The following is a 16,077-nucleotide window of genomic DNA, read 5'->3' as shown; positions in this document are numbered from 1 at the left end:
GGTTCAACCTGCGGCTTTGGCGAAGGTCGTCTTGAAATGCTCGTAAATGCTGTCTGCAAAGAGACGCAGCGGCGAGGCCTGATTTGCAGGCACCGGCAGGGCCAGTTTTGCCGCATCAAGATGCTGGGCAGCACTCCCCAGCGCGTCCTCAAGCCCCTCTTTGCCAGTCAGGGCGGTCAGCTTGCCGTCGTCGCGTGCCGTGCTTTTGCCAGCCAGCCGGTCATCAGCCACCTGATCGAGAATATCGTCAAAGGCCTGATAGGCCCGCCCAAGTGACGTCGCATAAGCCCGAAATCCGGGCTCCATTTTTTCGAATACATCTCCAACGACGGCCCCGCAAAGAACGGCCGCCTCGAAAAGAACACCTGTCTTGCCGTCATGGATTTCTTCAAGGCTGGCGGCATTCTGCCCTGAGGTGAGATCGAGTGCCTGCCCACCAACAAGACCCGACCATCCAACCGCATCGGAAAGGATCCGCGTCATCTTTGTCTTCTGGGCATCATTCAGGCTGACCGACCCCGCAATCGCGCCGAAAGCGCCATTGAGAAGACCGATCCCGGCCAGAATTGCAACGTCTACCCCGTAAAGCACATGCGGGGTCTTCACCCCCCGGCGCAGCTCGGCATCATCCATCGCGGGCAGATCATCGAAAACGAGACTGGCCGTATGCACCATTTCAACAGCGCAAGCCGCATCGAGCGCGGATCGGGCGTCACCGCCGCATTCCTCGGCGGCAATCATGGTCAGAATCGCGCGCAACCTCTTGCCGGGCGCAAGCAGGCTGTGGCGCGCGGCTTCTGCTGGACCCGTGCCGGGCGGCACCATGTCGCCAAGCCGCGTCTCCACGGCATCGCGCATCTGCTGGAAATCCGGCGTCGCCGGATTGTCCCCGCTTTTCCCAACCATGATGGAAACACTCATCAATCAGGTCTTTCCCGCCAGATGGCGGCTCTCCTCGCCAGTCCCCAATATGCCGCGAAGCGGACATAAAGGCAAAGCCGCACAGCCTCTTAACGCCGCCCCCCGCACCGCGCTAAGACTAGGCGCATGAGTGACAAATCCCCGGATATCGCCCGGCGCAAATCGGATCATATCGACATCGTGCTCGGCCAGGATGTCGGTTTTGCGAAACTGACGACCGAATTTGAGCGCATCCGCTTCATTCACAACGCGCTGCCCGAACTCTCGCTCGATGAGATCGATCTCTCAGCGAAGCTGTTCGGTCGCGCGATAAAAGCGCCCGTCCTGATCAGCTCGATGACCGGCGGGCCGCATCATGCCGAGGGCATCAATCGTCATCTCGCCGAAGCCGCCGAGGAACTCGGCCTTGCTTTCGCCATTGGCTCCCAGCGGATCGCGCTGGAAGAACAGGGTTCGGCCGGCATGACGCGGGAGTTACGGAAACTTGCGCCGTCCGTGCCGCTGATTGGCAATCTCGGCGCGGCCCAGATCCGGAGCGAGGAAGGCGTCGATCTTGCCCGCCGCGCAATCGACATGATTGAGGCGGATGGGCTCTTCATCCATCTTAACCCGCTCCAGGAAGCGATTCAGCCGGGCGGCGATCGAGACTGGCGTGGCGTTCTCAAGGGGATTGAGCGGCTCTGCCGTGCGGGCTTGCCTATTGCGGTGAAGGAAGTCGGCTTTGGTCTCTCCGCACAGGTCGTAAATCGCCTCGTCGGGGCGGGCGTTTGCACGATCGATGTCGCCGGCGCCGGCGGCACCAACTGGGCACGGGTCGAGGGTTATCGCGGCAAGGCGGACGAAGCGCTGGCTGCCGCCTTCACCGAATGGGGCATCCCGACCGCGAAAGCCATTCACGACGCGCGGCTTATGGCCCCCAAGGCGACGCTGATCGCCTCAGGCGGCATTCGTGATGGGGTCGAGGCGGCAAAAGCCATTCGTCTGGGAGCTGACATAGTCGGTCAAGCGGCCGCCACACTCGGCGCAGCCGTCAACAGCACAGACGAAGTGATCGGGCATTTCACCCGGCTCATTGAAACGTTGAAAGTGACCTGTTTTGTGACGGGGTCATCGGGCCTTGCAGCCCTCAGACAGGCTAAGCTCGAAGCTCAGACTTGAACCGTCCGCAGACGGCGCACATCGTCAATCGTGGCGGTCAGGATTTCGCGAAGGCGCGTAACGACTTCAGACCGCTTGGTGACATCCGCTGCGCCGCCAATCATTTCTTCGGCGCTGGCACAGAGATCGCCAAGCTCCCATGCCCCCACTCCACGGCTGGCGCCTTTAAGGGCATGTGCGGCATCCCGCCAGGCATCATCACCGGCGGTCGGGTCCAGCATGCTGACCCAGGTTTCAACCTGCTCCTCGTAGATCGCGAGAATTTCATCGCGCAATGCCCGATCACCCGCAACATAACGGTCGAGGTGTTTTACATCGATCATCGAGAGCTGGCCCATACCATTCCTGCCTTTGCCATTTGTTCGTCATGTTCGCCGAGGAGTCTTAAGAAGCCGTTGCATGCTGGGCTGACGACGGGAATAAAGTCCCAATAGAGGACATAAAAAGGCAGACAGATGAGCGAAGATGGGAAAATCTTTCTCGGCGCCAGTGATCAGGATGTCGAACTGGCCCTGAAATATGCCAACCGGCATGGGCTGATCTCCGGCGCGACGGGCACCGGGAAAACCGTCACCTTACAGATCATGACGGAAGGATTCTCGAATGCCGGGGTGCCGGTCTTCGTTGCCGATGTGAAAGGTGACCTCTCCGGTCTGGCGGTCGAAGGTGCCGAGACTGAGAAGGAATTCCTTTATTCCCGCGCGGAGCAAATCGGCCTCGACGGATATGGCCCGGCTGCCATGCCGGTCGTCTTCTGGGATCTCTTCGGGGAGAAAGGCCATCCGGTTCGCGCAACCGTCACGGAGATGGGGCCGCTCCTTCTCTCTCAGATGCTGGAGCTGAACCCGACACAGGAAGGTGTGCTTGCCGTCACCTTCCGCGTTGCCGATGAAGAAGGCCTGCCGCTTCTCGATCTTGAAGACCTTCGCGCCCTCCTCACCAATGTAGCTGAACGGCGGGCCGAGCTGTCCGCGAGATATGGCAATGTGTCGGCAGCATCCGTCGCCGCCATCCAGCGGCGCCTCCTCCAGCTTGAGGATCAGGGTGCAAAGCATTTTTTCGGCGAGCCCCGGCTCGACCTCAATGATTTCTTCCGTACCACGCGCGATGGCCGTGGGCATGTGAATATCCTCGCCGCCGACCGACTGATGATGACGCCGAAACTCTATGCGACCTTCCTTTTATGGCTTCTTTCCGAGTTGTTCGAAGAGCTGCCCGAGATCGGTGACCCGGAAAAACCGATCCTCGTTTTCTTCTTTGATGAAGCGCACCTTCTGTTCGACGATGCCCCGCCTGCCCTTCTTGATCGGATCGAACAGGTCGTCCGGCTGATCCGCTCAAAAGGTGTCGGGGTCTACTTCTCAACGCAAAGCCCGCTCGATGTGCCCGACAGCGTCTCGCGGCAGCTCGGCAACCGCGTCCAGCATGCCTTGCGCGCCTATACGCCCAAAGAACGCCGTGCTGTCCGGGCGGCGGCGGAGACCTTCCGCCCCAATCCCGATTTTAACAGTGTCGATGTGATCACCGAACTCGGGATCGGTGAAGCACTCGTCAGTACACTCCTTAAAAAAGGGGTCCCGGCAGAGGTGGAACGCACCCTAATTCGCCCGCCCTCCTCACGGCTCGGCCCGGCAACGAATGCTGAGCGCGCTGCGATCATGAAAGAGGACGGACTCGGGCGAATCTATGATGAGGCCATCGACCGACACTCCGCTGCTGACATCTTGGCTGAACGAGCAGAACGCGCAGCGGAAGAAGCCGAAGCGGCAGAGAAACGGGCCGCAAAGGAGAAGGAGCGCAGCAGGAAGACGAAGACAACGTCCAGCCGCAGCCGCTCCCGCCGTATGAGCTCGACGGAAAAGGCGGTTAATCAGGCCGTCAGGACTGGTACGAGTACGCTGATAAGAGAGCTTATCCGGGGCGTGCTTGGCGGGCTGAAACGGCGCTGATCAGGCGCCGTCTTCACCGATCATCGACTGAACGAAATCCCGCAAACCCGTTTGGCGGCGGCGGCGCAGGCGCTCGGCATGGAGGATGGCTAGTAGCTGGCGGCTCGCCAGTTCCAGATCGTGATTGACGATCACATAGCCATATTCCGCATAGTGAGAGATTTCGTGGTCAGCCTGCGACATGCGTTTGGCAACAACTTCATCTGAATCCTGCGCCCGGTTTTTCAGACGCTCGAACAGCGCCTGACGGGACGGCGGCAGGATGAAGACGGTGACGAGATCGCCGCGCACGACTTCGGCAAGCTGCTGGGCGCCCTGCCAGTCAATATCAAAGAGGACATCGCGGCCCTCCTCTATCGCGGTCATGACGGGGCCCTTTGGCGTGCCGTACCAGTTGTCAAAGACCTTAGCTGATTCAAGGAATTCGCCATCCTTCTGCATACGAAGGAATGTGTTCTCGCCAACAAAGGAATAATCAACGCCGTCCTTCTCGCCCGGTCGCATCGGGCGGGTCGTGAAGGAAATCGAGATATCGATATCCTTGTCCGCTTCAAGAAGGCGTCGTGAGAGGGTCGTCTTTCCTGCCCCGGAAGGACTGGAAACAACGAAGAGCATGCCGCGACGGGCGATGGAAACGGAAGAAGTCATTCGATATTCTGTACCTGCTCGCGGAACTGGTCCACCAGGAGTTTGAGGTCAAGGCCGATCCGCTTGATCTCCAGCGTCCAGGCTTTCGAGGTCAGGGTATTGACCTCCCGGCCCAGCTCCTGCGCAAGGAAATCGAGCTGGCGGCCAATCACACCGCCTGCGGAGAGATATTCGCGGGCCTGAGCCAGATGTCCATCGAGCCGGTCGAGCTCCTCGCGGATGTCGGATTTCACGGCCATCATGACGGCTTCCTGCTCGGTCCGCTCGTCGGGGATGCCGTCACCGATCAGGTCACGGATCTTCCCTCTGATCTGTTCGAGGTGATGCGTGAGCGCCGTCCCGGCAAGGGATTTTGCCTTTTCCGTCAGCGCCGTCATCTTGGCGAGTTGATCGTCAAGCACAGCAGCAAGCTGGCTGCCTTCCGCTTTCCTCGACAGACTAAATGCCTCGATGGCGTCGCTGAGCCCGGCCAGAAGACCCGCTTCGAGCGCCGCTTTGTCTTCTTCGCTCTGGGCTTTCTCGGCAGCGGTCAGGATGCCTTTCAGACCAAGGATCGTATCGGGCCGCGGCGGATCGCAGGGGATTTTGTCGCTGATCTGGTTGATCGCATTGAGGACCGTGCCGAGCGCAGTCTCATCGACGACGAGCTGCGCCTCGTCCTGCGCGCGGTCGAGCTGCAGCGATGTATGGATCGTGCCCCGGCCAACGCTGGTGGTGATCATGGCACGGAAAGTCGGCTCGATCGTCTCCAGACCCGAAGGCATGCGCATCTTGACGTCGAGGCTCTTGCCATTGACGCCTTTCAGCTCCCAGCGCCAGCCAGCCGTCTTGCCGTCACTTAACGGCACCGCCCCTTCGGCGGCACCAAATCCGGTCATGCTGGTGGTCACTGGTTCTCCGTCCGTCTGCGCTCGGCCTCGACCTGGCGCCATTTGCGTACATTCTCATTATGGTCACGGAGGGTTGTGGCAAAGACATGCCCACCCGTTCCGTCGGCCACGAAATAAAGGTCATCCGTATCCGCCGGGTTAAGAACAGCGGCGATAGCGTCCCGTCCGGGATTGGCAATCGGCGTCGGCGGCAGGCCACGAATGATGTAGGTATTATAGGGCGTCTCGCGTTTCAGCTCCGATTGTCGGATCCCGCGACCCAGCGGCTCACCGCCGGTCAGCCCGTAAATGATTGTCGGATCGGATTGCAGCCGCATCCCTTTCTTCAGGCGATTGACGAAGACAGCCGCCACGCGCGGACGCTCGGCGGCAATGCCTGTTTCCTTCTCGACGATTGAGGCAAGGATCACCGCTTCTTCCATTGTCTCGAATGGCAGGCCCTCGGCCCGGCCCGGCCAGAGCTCCTCGAGCACTTCATTGTGCGCGGATTCCATCCGGGTCAGGATCGATGTGCGGGTATCGCCGCGCTGGAAGGAATAGGTCTCCGGCAGGAGGCTGCCTTCAGCGGGCGGTAATTCGAGCGTGCCTTCGAGTAGCGCGGTCTCATTGATGATCGAGAGAACCTGTTTGGAGGTCCGCCCCTCCGGGATGGTCACAAAGCGTAAGAGCGGCTCGCCTTCCTTCAGCAGAAGGATGATGTCGCGCACGCTGGCTCCAGCGGGGATTTCGAACTCGCCGGCTCTCAAATCTGGCGCCAGCTTGTTCAGTCGTCCCGCCAGCCGGAACAGCCGGTCATCCTCAATCGCGCCCATTTCTTCGAGCTTGCCCGCAACCGTCGTCACGCCATTGCCGCGTTCGATCCACAGGATCGAGGGCTCCTCAAGCGGTCCGGGTTCGGCCACGCGTCGGTTGAGCTCGAAGGTGATGACGCCAGCACCGATGACGGCGACGAACAGCCCCATAACAACGAGACGCAGGAAGACCGCTGCCGCGCCTCCCCTCTGGGCCTGGTGTTTCCTCATCTACGCTACCCCGTTTCGTCAGACGCGCTTTATCACCAGCGACGCATTGGTGCCGCCGAAACCGAAGCTGTTAGATAGCACGGCGTTGATCTGTTTTTCGACCGGTTCCTTGGCCGCAAGATTGATCGCGGTATCGACCGAAGGATTGTCGAGATTGATGGTCGGCGGGCAGACATTGTCCCGCATGGCGAGCAGCGAATAGACCGCCTCAATGGCCCCTGCCGCCCCCAGAAGGTGACCGACGGCAGATTTGGTCGAGGACATGACGAGCCCGCTGGCATCCGCCCCCCACAGTCGCTCAATCGCGCCCAGCTCCACCTCATCCCCGCGCGGGGTCGAGGTGCCGTGGGCGTTGACGTAATCGATGTCGCCCGGGTTCATCTCCGCCCGGGCAAGGGCGGCTTTCATCGCGCGATAACCACCATCGCCATCCTCGGCGGGCGCCGTGATGTGATAGGCATCGCCCGAAAGGCCATAGCCGACGATTTCGCCATAGATCGTCGCGCCACGCGCTTTCGCTCGCTCATATTCCTCGAGGACGACAACGCCAGAGCCTTCGCCCATCAGGAAGCCGTCACGATCCTTGTCCCAAGGGCGGCTGGCGGCGGTCGGATTGTCGTTAAAGCCTGTCGTCAGCGCCTTACAGGCGATGAACCCGGCAAAACCGATATCGCAGATCGAGGCTTCCGCGCCGCCTGCGACCATCGCATCCGCATCGCCGAGCATGATGAGACGCGCGGCATCGCCGATGGCGTGAACGCCTGTCGCGCAGGCCGTGACGACCGAATGGTTCGGACCCTTGAGGCCATGCTTGATCGAGACCTGGCCGGAGACGAGGTTGATCAGGCAGCTCGGGATAAAGAACGGCGAGACGCGGCGAATGCCTTTTTCGTCCATCAGACGGGTCGTCCGGGCGATGCCGTCGAGCCCGCCAATGCCGGAGCCGATAAGGACGCCCGTGCGCTCTTGCTGCTCCTGTGTTTCCAGCGGCAGGCCGGCATCAACAAGCGCCATTTCCGCGGCCGCCATGCCAAAAATGATGAACGCCTCCATGCGCCGCTGTTCCTTGGGCTCAACCCAGTCATCGGCGTTGAAAGCATCGGGATCATCGGTCGCCCCGGCCATCGGCACTTCTGCAGCGATCCGGCAGGCATAATCAGTTGCATCAAAGCGAGTAATCTGACCGGCGCCCGACTCCCCTTTGAGGATACGCTGCCAGGGTCCATCGACCGGTTTCTCACGTGTCCCGGCGCCCAATGGCGTGACGAGGCCCATCCCGGTGACGACGACGCGACGCAACATGGCAAACTCCTTTGGCAATGTTCAGAAGGCGATAGCAAAGTTGCAGAAGGAATGGGAACCACCTTTGCCCTTCAACCCTGACTGCCGTTATGCCGCCTCAGGCAGCAATAAGTCAGTCAGGATCAGCATGAAAACCAGAAAATTGGGAAAAACCGGCCTCGATGTCTCGGAAATCGGCCTTGGATGCTGGCAATTTGGGGGTGATTTCGGCCCCATGGAGGATGACCGGGCCGCCGACACGATGACAGCGGCAGAGGATGCGGGCGTCAATTTCTTCGATACGGCGGATGTTTACGGCGATGGGCGCTCGGAAAGCCTGATCGGCGCTTATACGAAAGACCGGCCAGACCGGCCCGTAATCGCCACCAAAGTCGGCCGTTCGGCCCGGCTCTATCCTGACACCTACGACAAGGCCTCGATACGCGAGCATCTTTTGCGCTCCGCCGAGCGGCTGGGGGTCGAGACGCTCGATCTCGTCCAGCTCCACTGCATCCCGCCCGTTCACCTCAAGGACGGCGATGTCTTTGACATCATGGAAGAGCTCACTTCCGAAGGGGTCTGCCGGAACTGGGGCGCAAGCGTTGAGACCATCGAAGAAGCCCATATGTGCCTTGCGCATGAGGGCTGTTCGACACTCCAGATCATCTTCAATCTCTTCCGGCAGGATGCCGTCCGGGATCTGCTACCGGCTGCATCAAAGGCCGGGGTCGGCATCATCGTCCGCCTGCCGCTCGCCAGTGGCCTCCTCACCGGCAAGTTCTCAGCGGATGAGAGCTTTCCGGAGACGGATCATCGCAACTATAATGCGGATGGCGCAGCGTTTTCGGTCGGAGAGACCTTTAATGGCATCCCGCTCAAAAAAGGTGTCGAGCTAGTCGAGGAGCTCAAAACCTTTGTGCCGGAGGGCATGACGCTGGCGGATTTTGCCTTGCGCTGGATCCTCGATCACGAGGCCGTCAGCACGGTAATCGCAGGCTGCTCACGGCCTGATCAGGTGACCGCCAATGCGCGTGCTTCCGCCCTGCCCGCTTTATCCGGTGAGCTGCATCGTGCGCTGAGCGATTTCTATCTCCATCAGGTGCGAGAGACGATCCGGTGCCCGATCTGATTATCTGTCAGACAAAACAAAAACCGCCCGGACGATGGCCCGGACGGTTTTGAAAACTTTGTACCCGAAGAAAAACGCTTACGCGCTGCGCTCTTCGATGAATTTGATCGCGTCACCAACGGACTGGATCGTCTCGGCGGCATCATCGGGGATCTCGATGTCGAATTCTTCTTCGAACGCCATGACAAGCTCGACGATATCGAGGCTGTCGGCGCCGAGATCGTCGATGAAGCTGGCCTCTGGGACAACCTTGGCGGCGTCCACATCGAGGTGCTCGACCGTGATTTTCTTAACGCGCTCGGCAATATCGGACATGAAGAGCTCCTGAATTCTAAGAGTTATCGGACGGCGCCTGAGCTGCGCGGCCCTGTGATTTGAGAGAGGCGCATAGGGCAAGCCTGCAATATGCGCAAGAAGGCCCGGTAGTCGGGGTTGGCCGACGGCGCAAGCCTTGATCTACACTGGCAGGCATTTCCAGAGGTGAAATGATGAATTTGTCCAGTTTTCAACTGGATAAATGGCCAGTTTCCGGACTTTTGAACGATAATTCTGGAATTGAATTTGTGTTCATAGATCGCCGGACGCCAGCGATCTGGCCCCGATTCTGAGCGAAATTGCCCCTCACCTCGACTTTTTCAGCTCACCGCCATGACCGTGATGACGGTGATATAGCTTAAATAGCCCCCGATCAGGACGGCGCCTTCCCAGCGATTGATCTTGAGCCCCGTCGCCCCGAACAGGATGGCGAGGATCGCTGCCCCAAGTAATGCGGTGACATCGATCACGCCAATATTCGTCGGAGGTGCGAGTGGATGAACCACCCCTGTTACCCCCATGATCGCGCCAATATTGAAGATGTTCGAGCCGATCACATTGCCGAAGGCCATGCTGCCTTGTTTCTTGAGCGCGGCTGAGATCGAGGCGGCCAGCTCCGGCACGGAGGTACCAACCGCAACGATGGTGAGGCCGATCAACGCCTCGCTGATCCCGAAGGCAGTCGCGAGCCCTACAGCGCCCGTCACCAGCGATTTGGCACCGAGAATGAGAGCAGCGAGGCCAGCACCCGCAAAGATCAGGGCACGGCCCAGATGAGGCGGCGAGCCCGCCTCCTCGTCAGATTCGACTGAACCACCGTCATTGAGCAGGACAAATAGAAGATAACCCGCCATCCCGGCGAGCAGGCCCAGCGACATCACACGCGGGAAGCCCCACCAGAGAATGCCAGCGGCGAGCACCAGGCTCATCAGCATCATCGCCGCCCCATCACGTCGGACGGTTTTCACATCGCAAGCGACGGGGAAGAGGAGCGCCGTGACGCCTAGGATCAGCAGGATATTGGCAATATTCGAGCCCGCTACATTGCCGATCGCGACACCTTCCGCCCCCTGAAATGCTGCCGTCAGGCTGGTCACCAGCTCCGGCATTGACGTGCCAAAGCCTATGACCACGATCCCGATTACCGCAGGCGAAAGACCAAAGCGGCGAGACAGATCAAGACTGCCTCGCACGAGAATGTCACCACCCAGAACAAGGCCGATGAGCCCTGCCCCCACCAGAAGAAAATCGATCAGCATGCCTGTCCCCGAAACAGCCGCTTACCGGCTGTGGGGCAGGAAATGGGATGACGCTCTTCCTTCCGCAAGGGGATCAGATGCGCGCCATGCCGCCATTTACATGCAGGGTCTGGCCCGTCATGTAAGCGGCCTCTTCTGACGCAAGATAGACGGCTGCGGCCGCGATATCTTCCGGGCTGCCCATACGGCCCGCCGGGATCGTCGCGTCGATCTGTGCCTTCTGCTCATCGGTCAGGACATCTGTCATCGCGGTCGCGATAAAGCCAGGCGCGATGCAGTTGGCGGTAACGCCGCGGCTGGCGATCTCAGCGGCGAGGGATTTCGTCATGCCGATCATGCCCGCTTTCGAGGCCGCGTAATTGGTCTGGCCCGGATTGCCGGTGACACCGACAACGGACGTCACGCCGATGATGCGGCCGAATTTGGCTTTCATCATGCCCCGCAGGCAGGCTTTGGAGAGATGCCAGTAGGATTTAAGGTTGATGGCGATGACGCTATCGAAATCCTCCGCCTTCATCCGCATCATGAGGTTGTCTTTGGTGATGCCCGCATTGGCGACAAGGATCGAAAGCCCGCCCATGGCGTCGGAGGCCTGACCGGGCAGCGCATCGACAGCATCGGCATCGCCCAGATTACAGGGCAGGACGTGAACCCGGTCGCCCATCTCGGCGGCAACCTCGTTGAGCTTTTCTTCGCGCGTGCCTGAGATGGCAACGGTTGCGCCCTGCGCATGAAGGGCCTTGGCGATGGCGCCGCCAATGCCGCCCGTGGCGCCGGTGACGAGGGCTGTCTTGCCGGTAAGATCGAACATGGAAGTCTCCTTAAATCTCTATACGTCTCTTTGTCGTTGTCATCCAAGAACCGGCATCGGCAGATATCCAGGATCCACACATCCCGATTTTGGATCCCGGGTTCGCTCTATGAGCGCCCCGGGATGACAGCCCTAATGGCTCAGCACATCCCGCACGGCGTCGAGGTCATCGGGCCCCGCGAAATTGATAGCCTTCGCGTCGCTGGCGATGCGTTTGACGAGGCCGGAGAGCACTTTGCCGGCGCCGACCTCGAGGAAGAGGGTCGTGCCGTCCGCTTCCATCGTGGCAATACTTTCGGTCCAGCGGACTCGGCCCGTTACCTGTTCAGTCAGGGTACCGCGTATTACATCGGGCTCGGTGACAGGTTCCACCAGCACGTTGGAGAAAACCGGCACGGCGGGCGGTTTGATATCCGCGGCGGCCAGCGCCTCGGCCATGCGCTCGGCGGCAGGACCCATCAGGGTTGAGTGGAAGGGCGCGGAGACCGGCAGCGGCAAAGCGCGCTTGGCGCCGGCTTCTTTGGCGGCAACGCAGGCCGCATCGACAGCCGCCTTGGCGCCAGAGATAACGATCTGGCCCGGCGCATTGTCATTGGCAATCTCGGCGCCGGTTTCGGAAGTAATCGCGCCGAGCTTGTCCATGTCGAGCCCGATGATCGCTGCCATTGCGCCCTCGCCCACAGGCACGGCGGCCTGCATGGCATCACCGCGAATTCGCAGCAGCTTTGCCGTATCGGTCAGAGAGATCGCGCCTGCCGCGCAGTAGGCGGAATATTCGCCCAGTGAATGCCCGGCCATGGATTTGATGGCGGAAAGCGAAAGCCCTTCGCCTTGCAGCACGCGGAACGCGGCAACGGATACCGCCATCAGGGCGGGCTGGGTGTTGGCCGTCAGCGTCAGCTCCTCCATCGGCCCGTCTTTCATCAGGGCAAAGAGGTTCTGGCCGAGCGCCTCGTCGACTTCGTCAAAGACGGCTTTTGCCGCCGGATAGGCTTCCGCCAGCGCCACCCCCATGCCGACGGCCTGTGACCCCTGTCCGGGGAAGATAAGGCTCAGTTTCTGATCGCTGGGGGACATGGGCGCTCCTACTCTTCTTATAGGGCGCCGCTCATAGGGGGGTATCGATACTCACGTCCAGAGTGACAAGCGGATCAAAAGGCATCTGAAGCGTTATAGTTTCTCGACGGTTGCTTACGGGCTCTGCCGAGTTCGTCCAGAATCACAGGCCGCTTTCCAGCGAAACCTGAATACTCGTCGATTGCGCCTCTGCCCGAGGTGTCCTCCACCACGACCCTGAACCTGCCCCAGTATTGCCCCGCCACGGGATAGTACGTCACAGAGAGCTTAGCGATATTCTCGAACGGATATCCGTGTGTCTTGCAAAACTGCGGTACGATATCTCGATATGACTCTATGGTTCTTGCGAGTTGCCGGGAAATAGTTGCGCCGTTTGTCTGGCCTGTCAGAAAATCAACCTCAATATAGCCGTCTGCGGTTTTGTTGGCCTCCTGATAAATATCCACGTTACTGTAGCCGACCAATAAGCAAACGCCGCTGCTTAATGAATGGCCCAGATTGTGGCCAATCGTTTTTAGCTCGGCGAATTTCATTCCATCAGTCCCCATTCGCCACCGGCTGTTCGACCCGCAGGCATTGGGCGAGGCGGTCCTCACCGCCCCAGGCCTCAAAGGCAGCTTCCGCGTGACGCTCAACACTGCCCGGCGTGTAAGGCGTTGGCGCACGGCGTCCGCCAAAGAACACCCACATCACGTCATCCTCATCGCTGACGGCGCCTTGGAAGCGGTTCTCCCGGGTGATGTCCTCGGTGACCTCCAGCCCGTTGACGAGCCGGGTCAGGGCAATCGAGCCTTCCCCGATCTTCGGGCCGATATCGGCCACGATGAACGGCACGGGATCGCAGACCCGGCCGCCGGGGCAGTCCTTTGTTCTCCATGCGACTCCGAAGGTGCCAAGCTCTACCCCGCTGTCCCGGCGCACAACGGCATGGGGCACAGTGATCGCGTTGACGTAGCGGCGCTGGTCATCGGGCGCGAAGCCGCGATCCTCCAGCGCCGTCGGGGAGATATAAAACCCCTCTTCGGTCAAAGGCGGTTTGACATTCTGAACGAATTGCGTGCCGATCCGCACGCGGCCGGTCGCATAGATGCCGTACCAGTTGACGGCCCCGACTTCCGGATCGTCCCAGCCCGCTTCCCTGATCTTTGCGACGTCATCCATGAACTTGCCCGTGCAGGTCTCATTGGATTCAGAGCCGTGATAGCTAGACCCGTCCGGCAGATAGACCTTGCCCGCATTGCAGAGATGGAGGATCGCCCCGCCCTCGGCATTATCGGGGTGATAGGCATGGGGGGCGCCATCGGCATTCACCTGCATCGGCGCCATGGTCACAAGCGAGCCATCGGAAAGTTCAGCAAGACGCTGACGTCCACGGATCACTTCCTCACCTCGGCAGGAGCGCACGCCGCTATTCTCGGTCAGGTCGACCGGAGCCGTGGTCGCTTCGGTTTCTACCTCGGTGACGGTCCGGGAATTATCCACTGGTGTTGGTGTTGAGCACGCCGCAACAATCGCGCTTGCTCCACTCACTGCCCATAATTGCCACTTCATAGGGGTTCTCCGCCGCTCTGTGACCACTATATCACGCATTCCTGCGAAAGCATGTCGCATCTGCGGCTTCATGAAAACGTCACTGGCTATTTGTTGCCACATCCCTATTCTGACCGGCTGCCCGCGAGAGAGTGCAGCAAGGAGGCCCCATGCTGTTCCGCACTTTCGAGCGGATGGTCGATCCCTATCCGGACGAGGCGCTGGCAAAACCGCCCAGCTCCCTGTGGGCATTTATCTGGCATTACGCGAAGCCTTTCAAATGGCTGTTCCTGGCCTCGATCATCTTCTCAGCCGGGATCGCGCTGATCGAGGTTTTCGCGTTCGAACTCGTCGGCAACATTGTCGATTGGGCCACTACGCAAGGCACGGACACTTTCTGGCCGCAGCACGGATGGAAGATATTTCTGATCTGTGGGCTGATCGCCATTGTCTGGCCGATCGCGAGCCTTCTGGATGAGCTGATCCTGCTGCAAGGCATCTTAGGCAATATGGCGATGCAGATCCGCTGGCGCGGTCACCGCTATCTTTTGCGGCAATCTAACAATTTCTTTGCGGATGATTTTGCCGGGCGGATATCGACCAAGCTGATGCAGTCGGCCCTCGGCGTGCGTGATGTCTGCGTCAAGCTGACGAACCTCTTTGTCTATATGGGCGTCTATTTCTTTGCGACGCTGTTTCTGTTCGCCGGCAATGACTGGCGGCTGGCAATCCCGCTTGTCATCTGGGTGGCAGCCTATGCCGTGACCATGCGGATCTTCCTGCCGCGTCAGAAGAAATGGGCAGAACAGCAGGCCGATGCCCGCTCGAACCTGACGGGCCGGATGGTCGATGCGTATACGAATATCCAGACCGTGAAGACCTTCGGCTCGGTCAAGGCGGAAGAAGACTATACCCGCAACGGCATGCAGAACATGCTGGATAAGGTCTATGGCTCGATGCGGGTCTCAACCTCGATGTCGCTCTGCCTGCATACGCTGAACGGCTTTTTCATCGCCTCGACGATCATGATGGGCGCGTGGTTCTGGTCGCAGGGCCAGATGACCATTGGCGCCTTTGCGTTTGCGTCGACCATGGCGCTCAGGATTCAGGGACAGGCGACTTATTTCCTCTGGGAAGCGGCCTTCCTGTTCGAGCATCTGGGCGCCGCCGATGACGGCATGAAAACCCTGTCGCGCGACATCGATGTGACCGACCGGGGGGACGCAAAGACGCTCGCCGTTAGCAAGGGCGAGATTGCCTTTGAGGATGTGCGCTTCACTTACGGCAAGGATACGGCCGTCATCCATGACCTTACGCTCGACATTGCGCCGGGCGAGCGGGTCGGGCTTGTCGGCCGGTCGGGCGCAGGCAAGTCGACCCTCGTGAACCTGCTCTTACGCCTCTATGACGTTGAAAAAGGCCGTATCCTGATTGATGGGCAGGATATCTCGGCGGTGACGCAGGAAAGCCTGCGCCAGCATGTCGGGATCGTCAGCCAGGACACCTCCCTCCTCCATCGCTCGATCCGCGAGAATATCGCCTATGGCAGGCCCTCGGCCAGCGAAGACGAAATCATCGCGGCGGCCAAACGGGCGGAGGCCTGGGACTTCATTCAGGAGCTGGAGGACCAACAGGGCCGGTTTGGCCTTGATGCCCATGTCGGCGAGCGCGGGGTCAAGCTCTCGGGCGGCCAGCGCCAGCGGGTCGCGATTGCGCGCGTGCTCCTCAAGGACGCGCCGATTCTTCTTCTCGATGAGGCGACCTCCGCACTTGATTCAGAGGTGGAGGCGGCGATCCAGTCGCGTCTCGACGAACTAATGGCCGGCAAAACCGTCCTCGCCATCGCGCACCGGCTTTCGACCATTGCCGCGATGGACCGGCTGATCGTGCTCGATCAGGGCCAGATCATTGAACAGGGTCGCCATGCCGATCTCGTTGAGGCGGGCGGGCTCTATGCCCAGCTCTGGGCGCGTCAATCCGGCGGATTCCTCGCCGAAGGTGGAGAAGCAGCCGCCGAATAGGAAATGATCAGGTGAACCACAGATGTAATCGTGTAGGGTCTCCTGAAGATAAAATAGGAAAGACCG

The 16,077-nt window shown here is 60.2% G+C and carries 16 protein-coding genes; 4 read left to right on the top strand and 12 right to left on the bottom strand.

Annotated features, from left to right (window positions below):
• Nucleotides 1-3: 3 nt before the first annotated feature.
• Nucleotides 4-921, bottom strand: coding sequence for a polyprenyl synthetase family protein (locus tag DX908_RS01310; protein WP_116390665.1), 918 nt, complete (start codon nt 919-921; stop codon nt 4-6).
• A 126-nt stretch (nt 922-1,047) separates the two neighbouring features.
• Between DX908_RS01310 and fni the strand changes: the two genes are divergently transcribed.
• Entirely contained in the window at nt 1,048-2,079 is a 1,032-nt protein-coding gene (gene fni, locus DX908_RS01305; protein WP_116390664.1) for a type 2 isopentenyl-diphosphate Delta-isomerase, read from the top strand.
• Here fni and DX908_RS01300 read toward each other — a convergent pair.
• The gene (locus DX908_RS01300; RefSeq protein WP_116390663.1) at nt 2,070-2,417 is read right to left on the bottom strand and encodes an Hpt domain-containing protein; all 348 of its coding nucleotides are present in this window, start codon (nt 2,415-2,417) and stop codon (nt 2,070-2,072) included. The genes fni and DX908_RS01300 overlap by 10 nt on opposite strands.
• Nucleotides 2,418-2,534: 117 nt before the next feature.
• On the opposite strand from DX908_RS01300, the gene DX908_RS01295 reads away from it, so the two are divergent.
• Complete coding sequence (locus tag DX908_RS01295; protein ID WP_116390662.1) at nt 2,535-4,028, top strand: helicase HerA-like domain-containing protein; 1,494 nt, start codon at nt 2,535-2,537, stop codon at nt 4,026-4,028.
• Here the strand turns inward: DX908_RS01295 and gmk are convergent, their stop codons facing one another.
• Genes gmk through fabF form a run of 4 tightly spaced genes read right to left on the bottom strand, consistent with a single transcriptional unit; the run spans nt 4,029 to nt 7,887 of the window.
• A complete protein-coding gene (gmk, locus tag DX908_RS01290; protein WP_116390661.1) occupies nt 4,029-4,676 on the bottom strand; it encodes a guanylate kinase in 648 nt (215 codons plus the stop codon). It lies immediately after the preceding gene.
• Complete coding sequence (locus tag DX908_RS01285) at nt 4,673-5,566, bottom strand: YicC/YloC family endoribonuclease (RefSeq protein ID WP_158548401.1); 894 nt, start codon at nt 5,564-5,566, stop codon at nt 4,673-4,675. Before DX908_RS01285 ends, gmk begins: the two co-directional genes overlap by 4 nt.
• Complete coding sequence (gene mltG, locus DX908_RS01280; RefSeq protein WP_116390659.1) at nt 5,563-6,588, bottom strand: endolytic transglycosylase MltG; 1,026 nt, start codon at nt 6,586-6,588, stop codon at nt 5,563-5,565. The genes DX908_RS01285 and mltG overlap by 4 nt, the downstream gene beginning before the upstream one ends.
• Nucleotides 6,589-6,606: 18 nt before the next feature.
• Nucleotides 6,607-7,887 carry a beta-ketoacyl-ACP synthase II gene (gene fabF, locus DX908_RS01275; RefSeq protein ID WP_116392937.1) on the bottom strand — a complete coding sequence of 427 codons (1,281 nt, stop codon included), beginning with the start codon at nt 7,885-7,887 and terminating at the stop codon, nt 6,607-6,609.
• 130 nt (nt 7,888-8,017) lie between these two features.
• Between fabF and DX908_RS01270 the strand changes: the two genes are divergently transcribed.
• On the top strand, nt 8,018-8,998 hold the full coding sequence (locus tag DX908_RS01270; protein WP_116390658.1) for an aldo/keto reductase: 981 nt from the start codon (nt 8,018-8,020) through the stop codon (nt 8,996-8,998).
• Nucleotides 8,999-9,076: 78 nt separating this feature from the next.
• Here DX908_RS01270 and DX908_RS01265 read toward each other — a convergent pair whose 3' ends face one another.
• The 6 genes from DX908_RS01265 to DX908_RS01240 form a co-directional block, all read right to left on the bottom strand.
• The gene (locus tag DX908_RS01265) at nt 9,077-9,313 is read right to left on the bottom strand and encodes an acyl carrier protein (protein ID WP_116390657.1); all 237 of its coding nucleotides are present in this window, start codon (nt 9,311-9,313) and stop codon (nt 9,077-9,079) included.
• 320 nt (nt 9,314-9,633) lie between these two features.
• Nucleotides 9,634-10,572 (bottom strand): calcium/sodium antiporter, encoded by a 939-nt coding sequence (locus DX908_RS01260; protein ID WP_116390656.1) that lies wholly within the window; start codon nt 10,570-10,572, stop codon nt 9,634-9,636.
• A gap of 73 nt (nt 10,573-10,645) precedes the next feature.
• Nucleotides 10,646-11,383, bottom strand: a complete 738-nt coding sequence (gene fabG, locus DX908_RS01255; protein WP_116390655.1) for a 3-oxoacyl-[acyl-carrier-protein] reductase — start codon at nt 11,381-11,383, stop codon at nt 10,646-10,648.
• Nucleotides 11,384-11,515: 132 nt separating this feature from the next.
• On the bottom strand, nt 11,516-12,460 hold the full coding sequence (gene fabD / locus DX908_RS01250) for an ACP S-malonyltransferase (RefSeq protein ID WP_116390654.1): 945 nt from the start codon (nt 12,458-12,460) through the stop codon (nt 11,516-11,518).
• Between the two features lie 74 nt (nt 12,461-12,534).
• On the bottom strand, nt 12,535-12,993 hold the full coding sequence (locus DX908_RS01245; protein ID WP_116390653.1) for a hypothetical protein: 459 nt from the start codon (nt 12,991-12,993) through the stop codon (nt 12,535-12,537).
• Nucleotides 12,994-12,997: 4 nt separating this feature from the next.
• Entirely contained in the window at nt 12,998-13,942 is a 945-nt protein-coding gene (locus tag DX908_RS01240) for a glycoside hydrolase family 75 protein (RefSeq protein ID WP_158548400.1), read from the bottom strand.
• A gap of 221 nt (nt 13,943-14,163) precedes the next feature.
• Here DX908_RS01240 and DX908_RS01235 point away from each other — a divergent pair, with 221 nt between their 5' ends.
• Nucleotides 14,164-16,011 carry an ABC transporter ATP-binding protein gene (locus DX908_RS01235; protein WP_116392935.1) on the top strand — a complete coding sequence of 616 codons (1,848 nt, stop codon included), beginning with the start codon at nt 14,164-14,166 and terminating at the stop codon, nt 16,009-16,011.
• The last annotated feature ends 66 nt before the right edge of the window (nt 16,012-16,077 follow it).

Origin of the sequence: Parvularcula marina, from assembly GCF_003399445.1 — a bacterium.
Taxonomy (GTDB): Bacteria; Pseudomonadota; Alphaproteobacteria; order Caulobacterales; family Parvularculaceae; genus Parvularcula; species Parvularcula marina.
This window is presented reverse-complemented; position numbering and strand designations above follow the sequence as displayed.

Bases quoted from the DNA above. Each gene is read 5' to 3' on its own strand.
- DX908_RS01295 (WP_116390662.1), top strand. From the start codon at position 2,535: ATGAGCGAAGATGGGAAAATCTTTCTCGGCGCCAGTGATCAGGATGTC.
- DX908_RS01245 (WP_116390653.1), bottom strand. From the start codon at position 12,993: ATGAAATTCGCCGAGCTAAAAACGATTGGCCACAATCTGGGCCATTCA.
- gmk (WP_116390661.1), bottom strand. From the start codon at position 4,676: ATGACTTCTTCCGTTTCCATCGCCCGTCGCGGCATGCTCTTCGTTGTT.
- mltG (WP_116390659.1), bottom strand. From the start codon at position 6,588: ATGAGGAAACACCAGGCCCAGAGGGGAGGCGCGGCAGCGGTCTTCCTG.
- DX908_RS01260 (WP_116390656.1), bottom strand. From the start codon at position 10,572: ATGCTGATCGATTTTCTTCTGGTGGGGGCAGGGCTCATCGGCCTTGTT.
- fni (WP_116390664.1), top strand. From the start codon at position 1,048: ATGAGTGACAAATCCCCGGATATCGCCCGGCGCAAATCGGATCATATC.
- fabD (WP_116390654.1), bottom strand. From the start codon at position 12,460: ATGTCCCCCAGCGATCAGAAACTGAGCCTTATCTTCCCCGGACAGGGG.
- DX908_RS01265 (WP_116390657.1), bottom strand. From the start codon at position 9,313: ATGTCCGATATTGCCGAGCGCGTTAAGAAAATCACGGTCGAGCACCTC.
- DX908_RS01310 (WP_116390665.1), bottom strand. From the start codon at position 921: ATGAGTGTTTCCATCATGGTTGGGAAAAGCGGGGACAATCCGGCGACG.
- DX908_RS01270 (WP_116390658.1), top strand. From the start codon at position 8,018: ATGAAAACCAGAAAATTGGGAAAAACCGGCCTCGATGTCTCGGAAATC.
- DX908_RS01300 (WP_116390663.1), bottom strand. From the start codon at position 2,417: ATGGGCCAGCTCTCGATGATCGATGTAAAACACCTCGACCGTTATGTT.
- fabG (WP_116390655.1), bottom strand. From the start codon at position 11,383: ATGTTCGATCTTACCGGCAAGACAGCCCTCGTCACCGGCGCCACGGGC.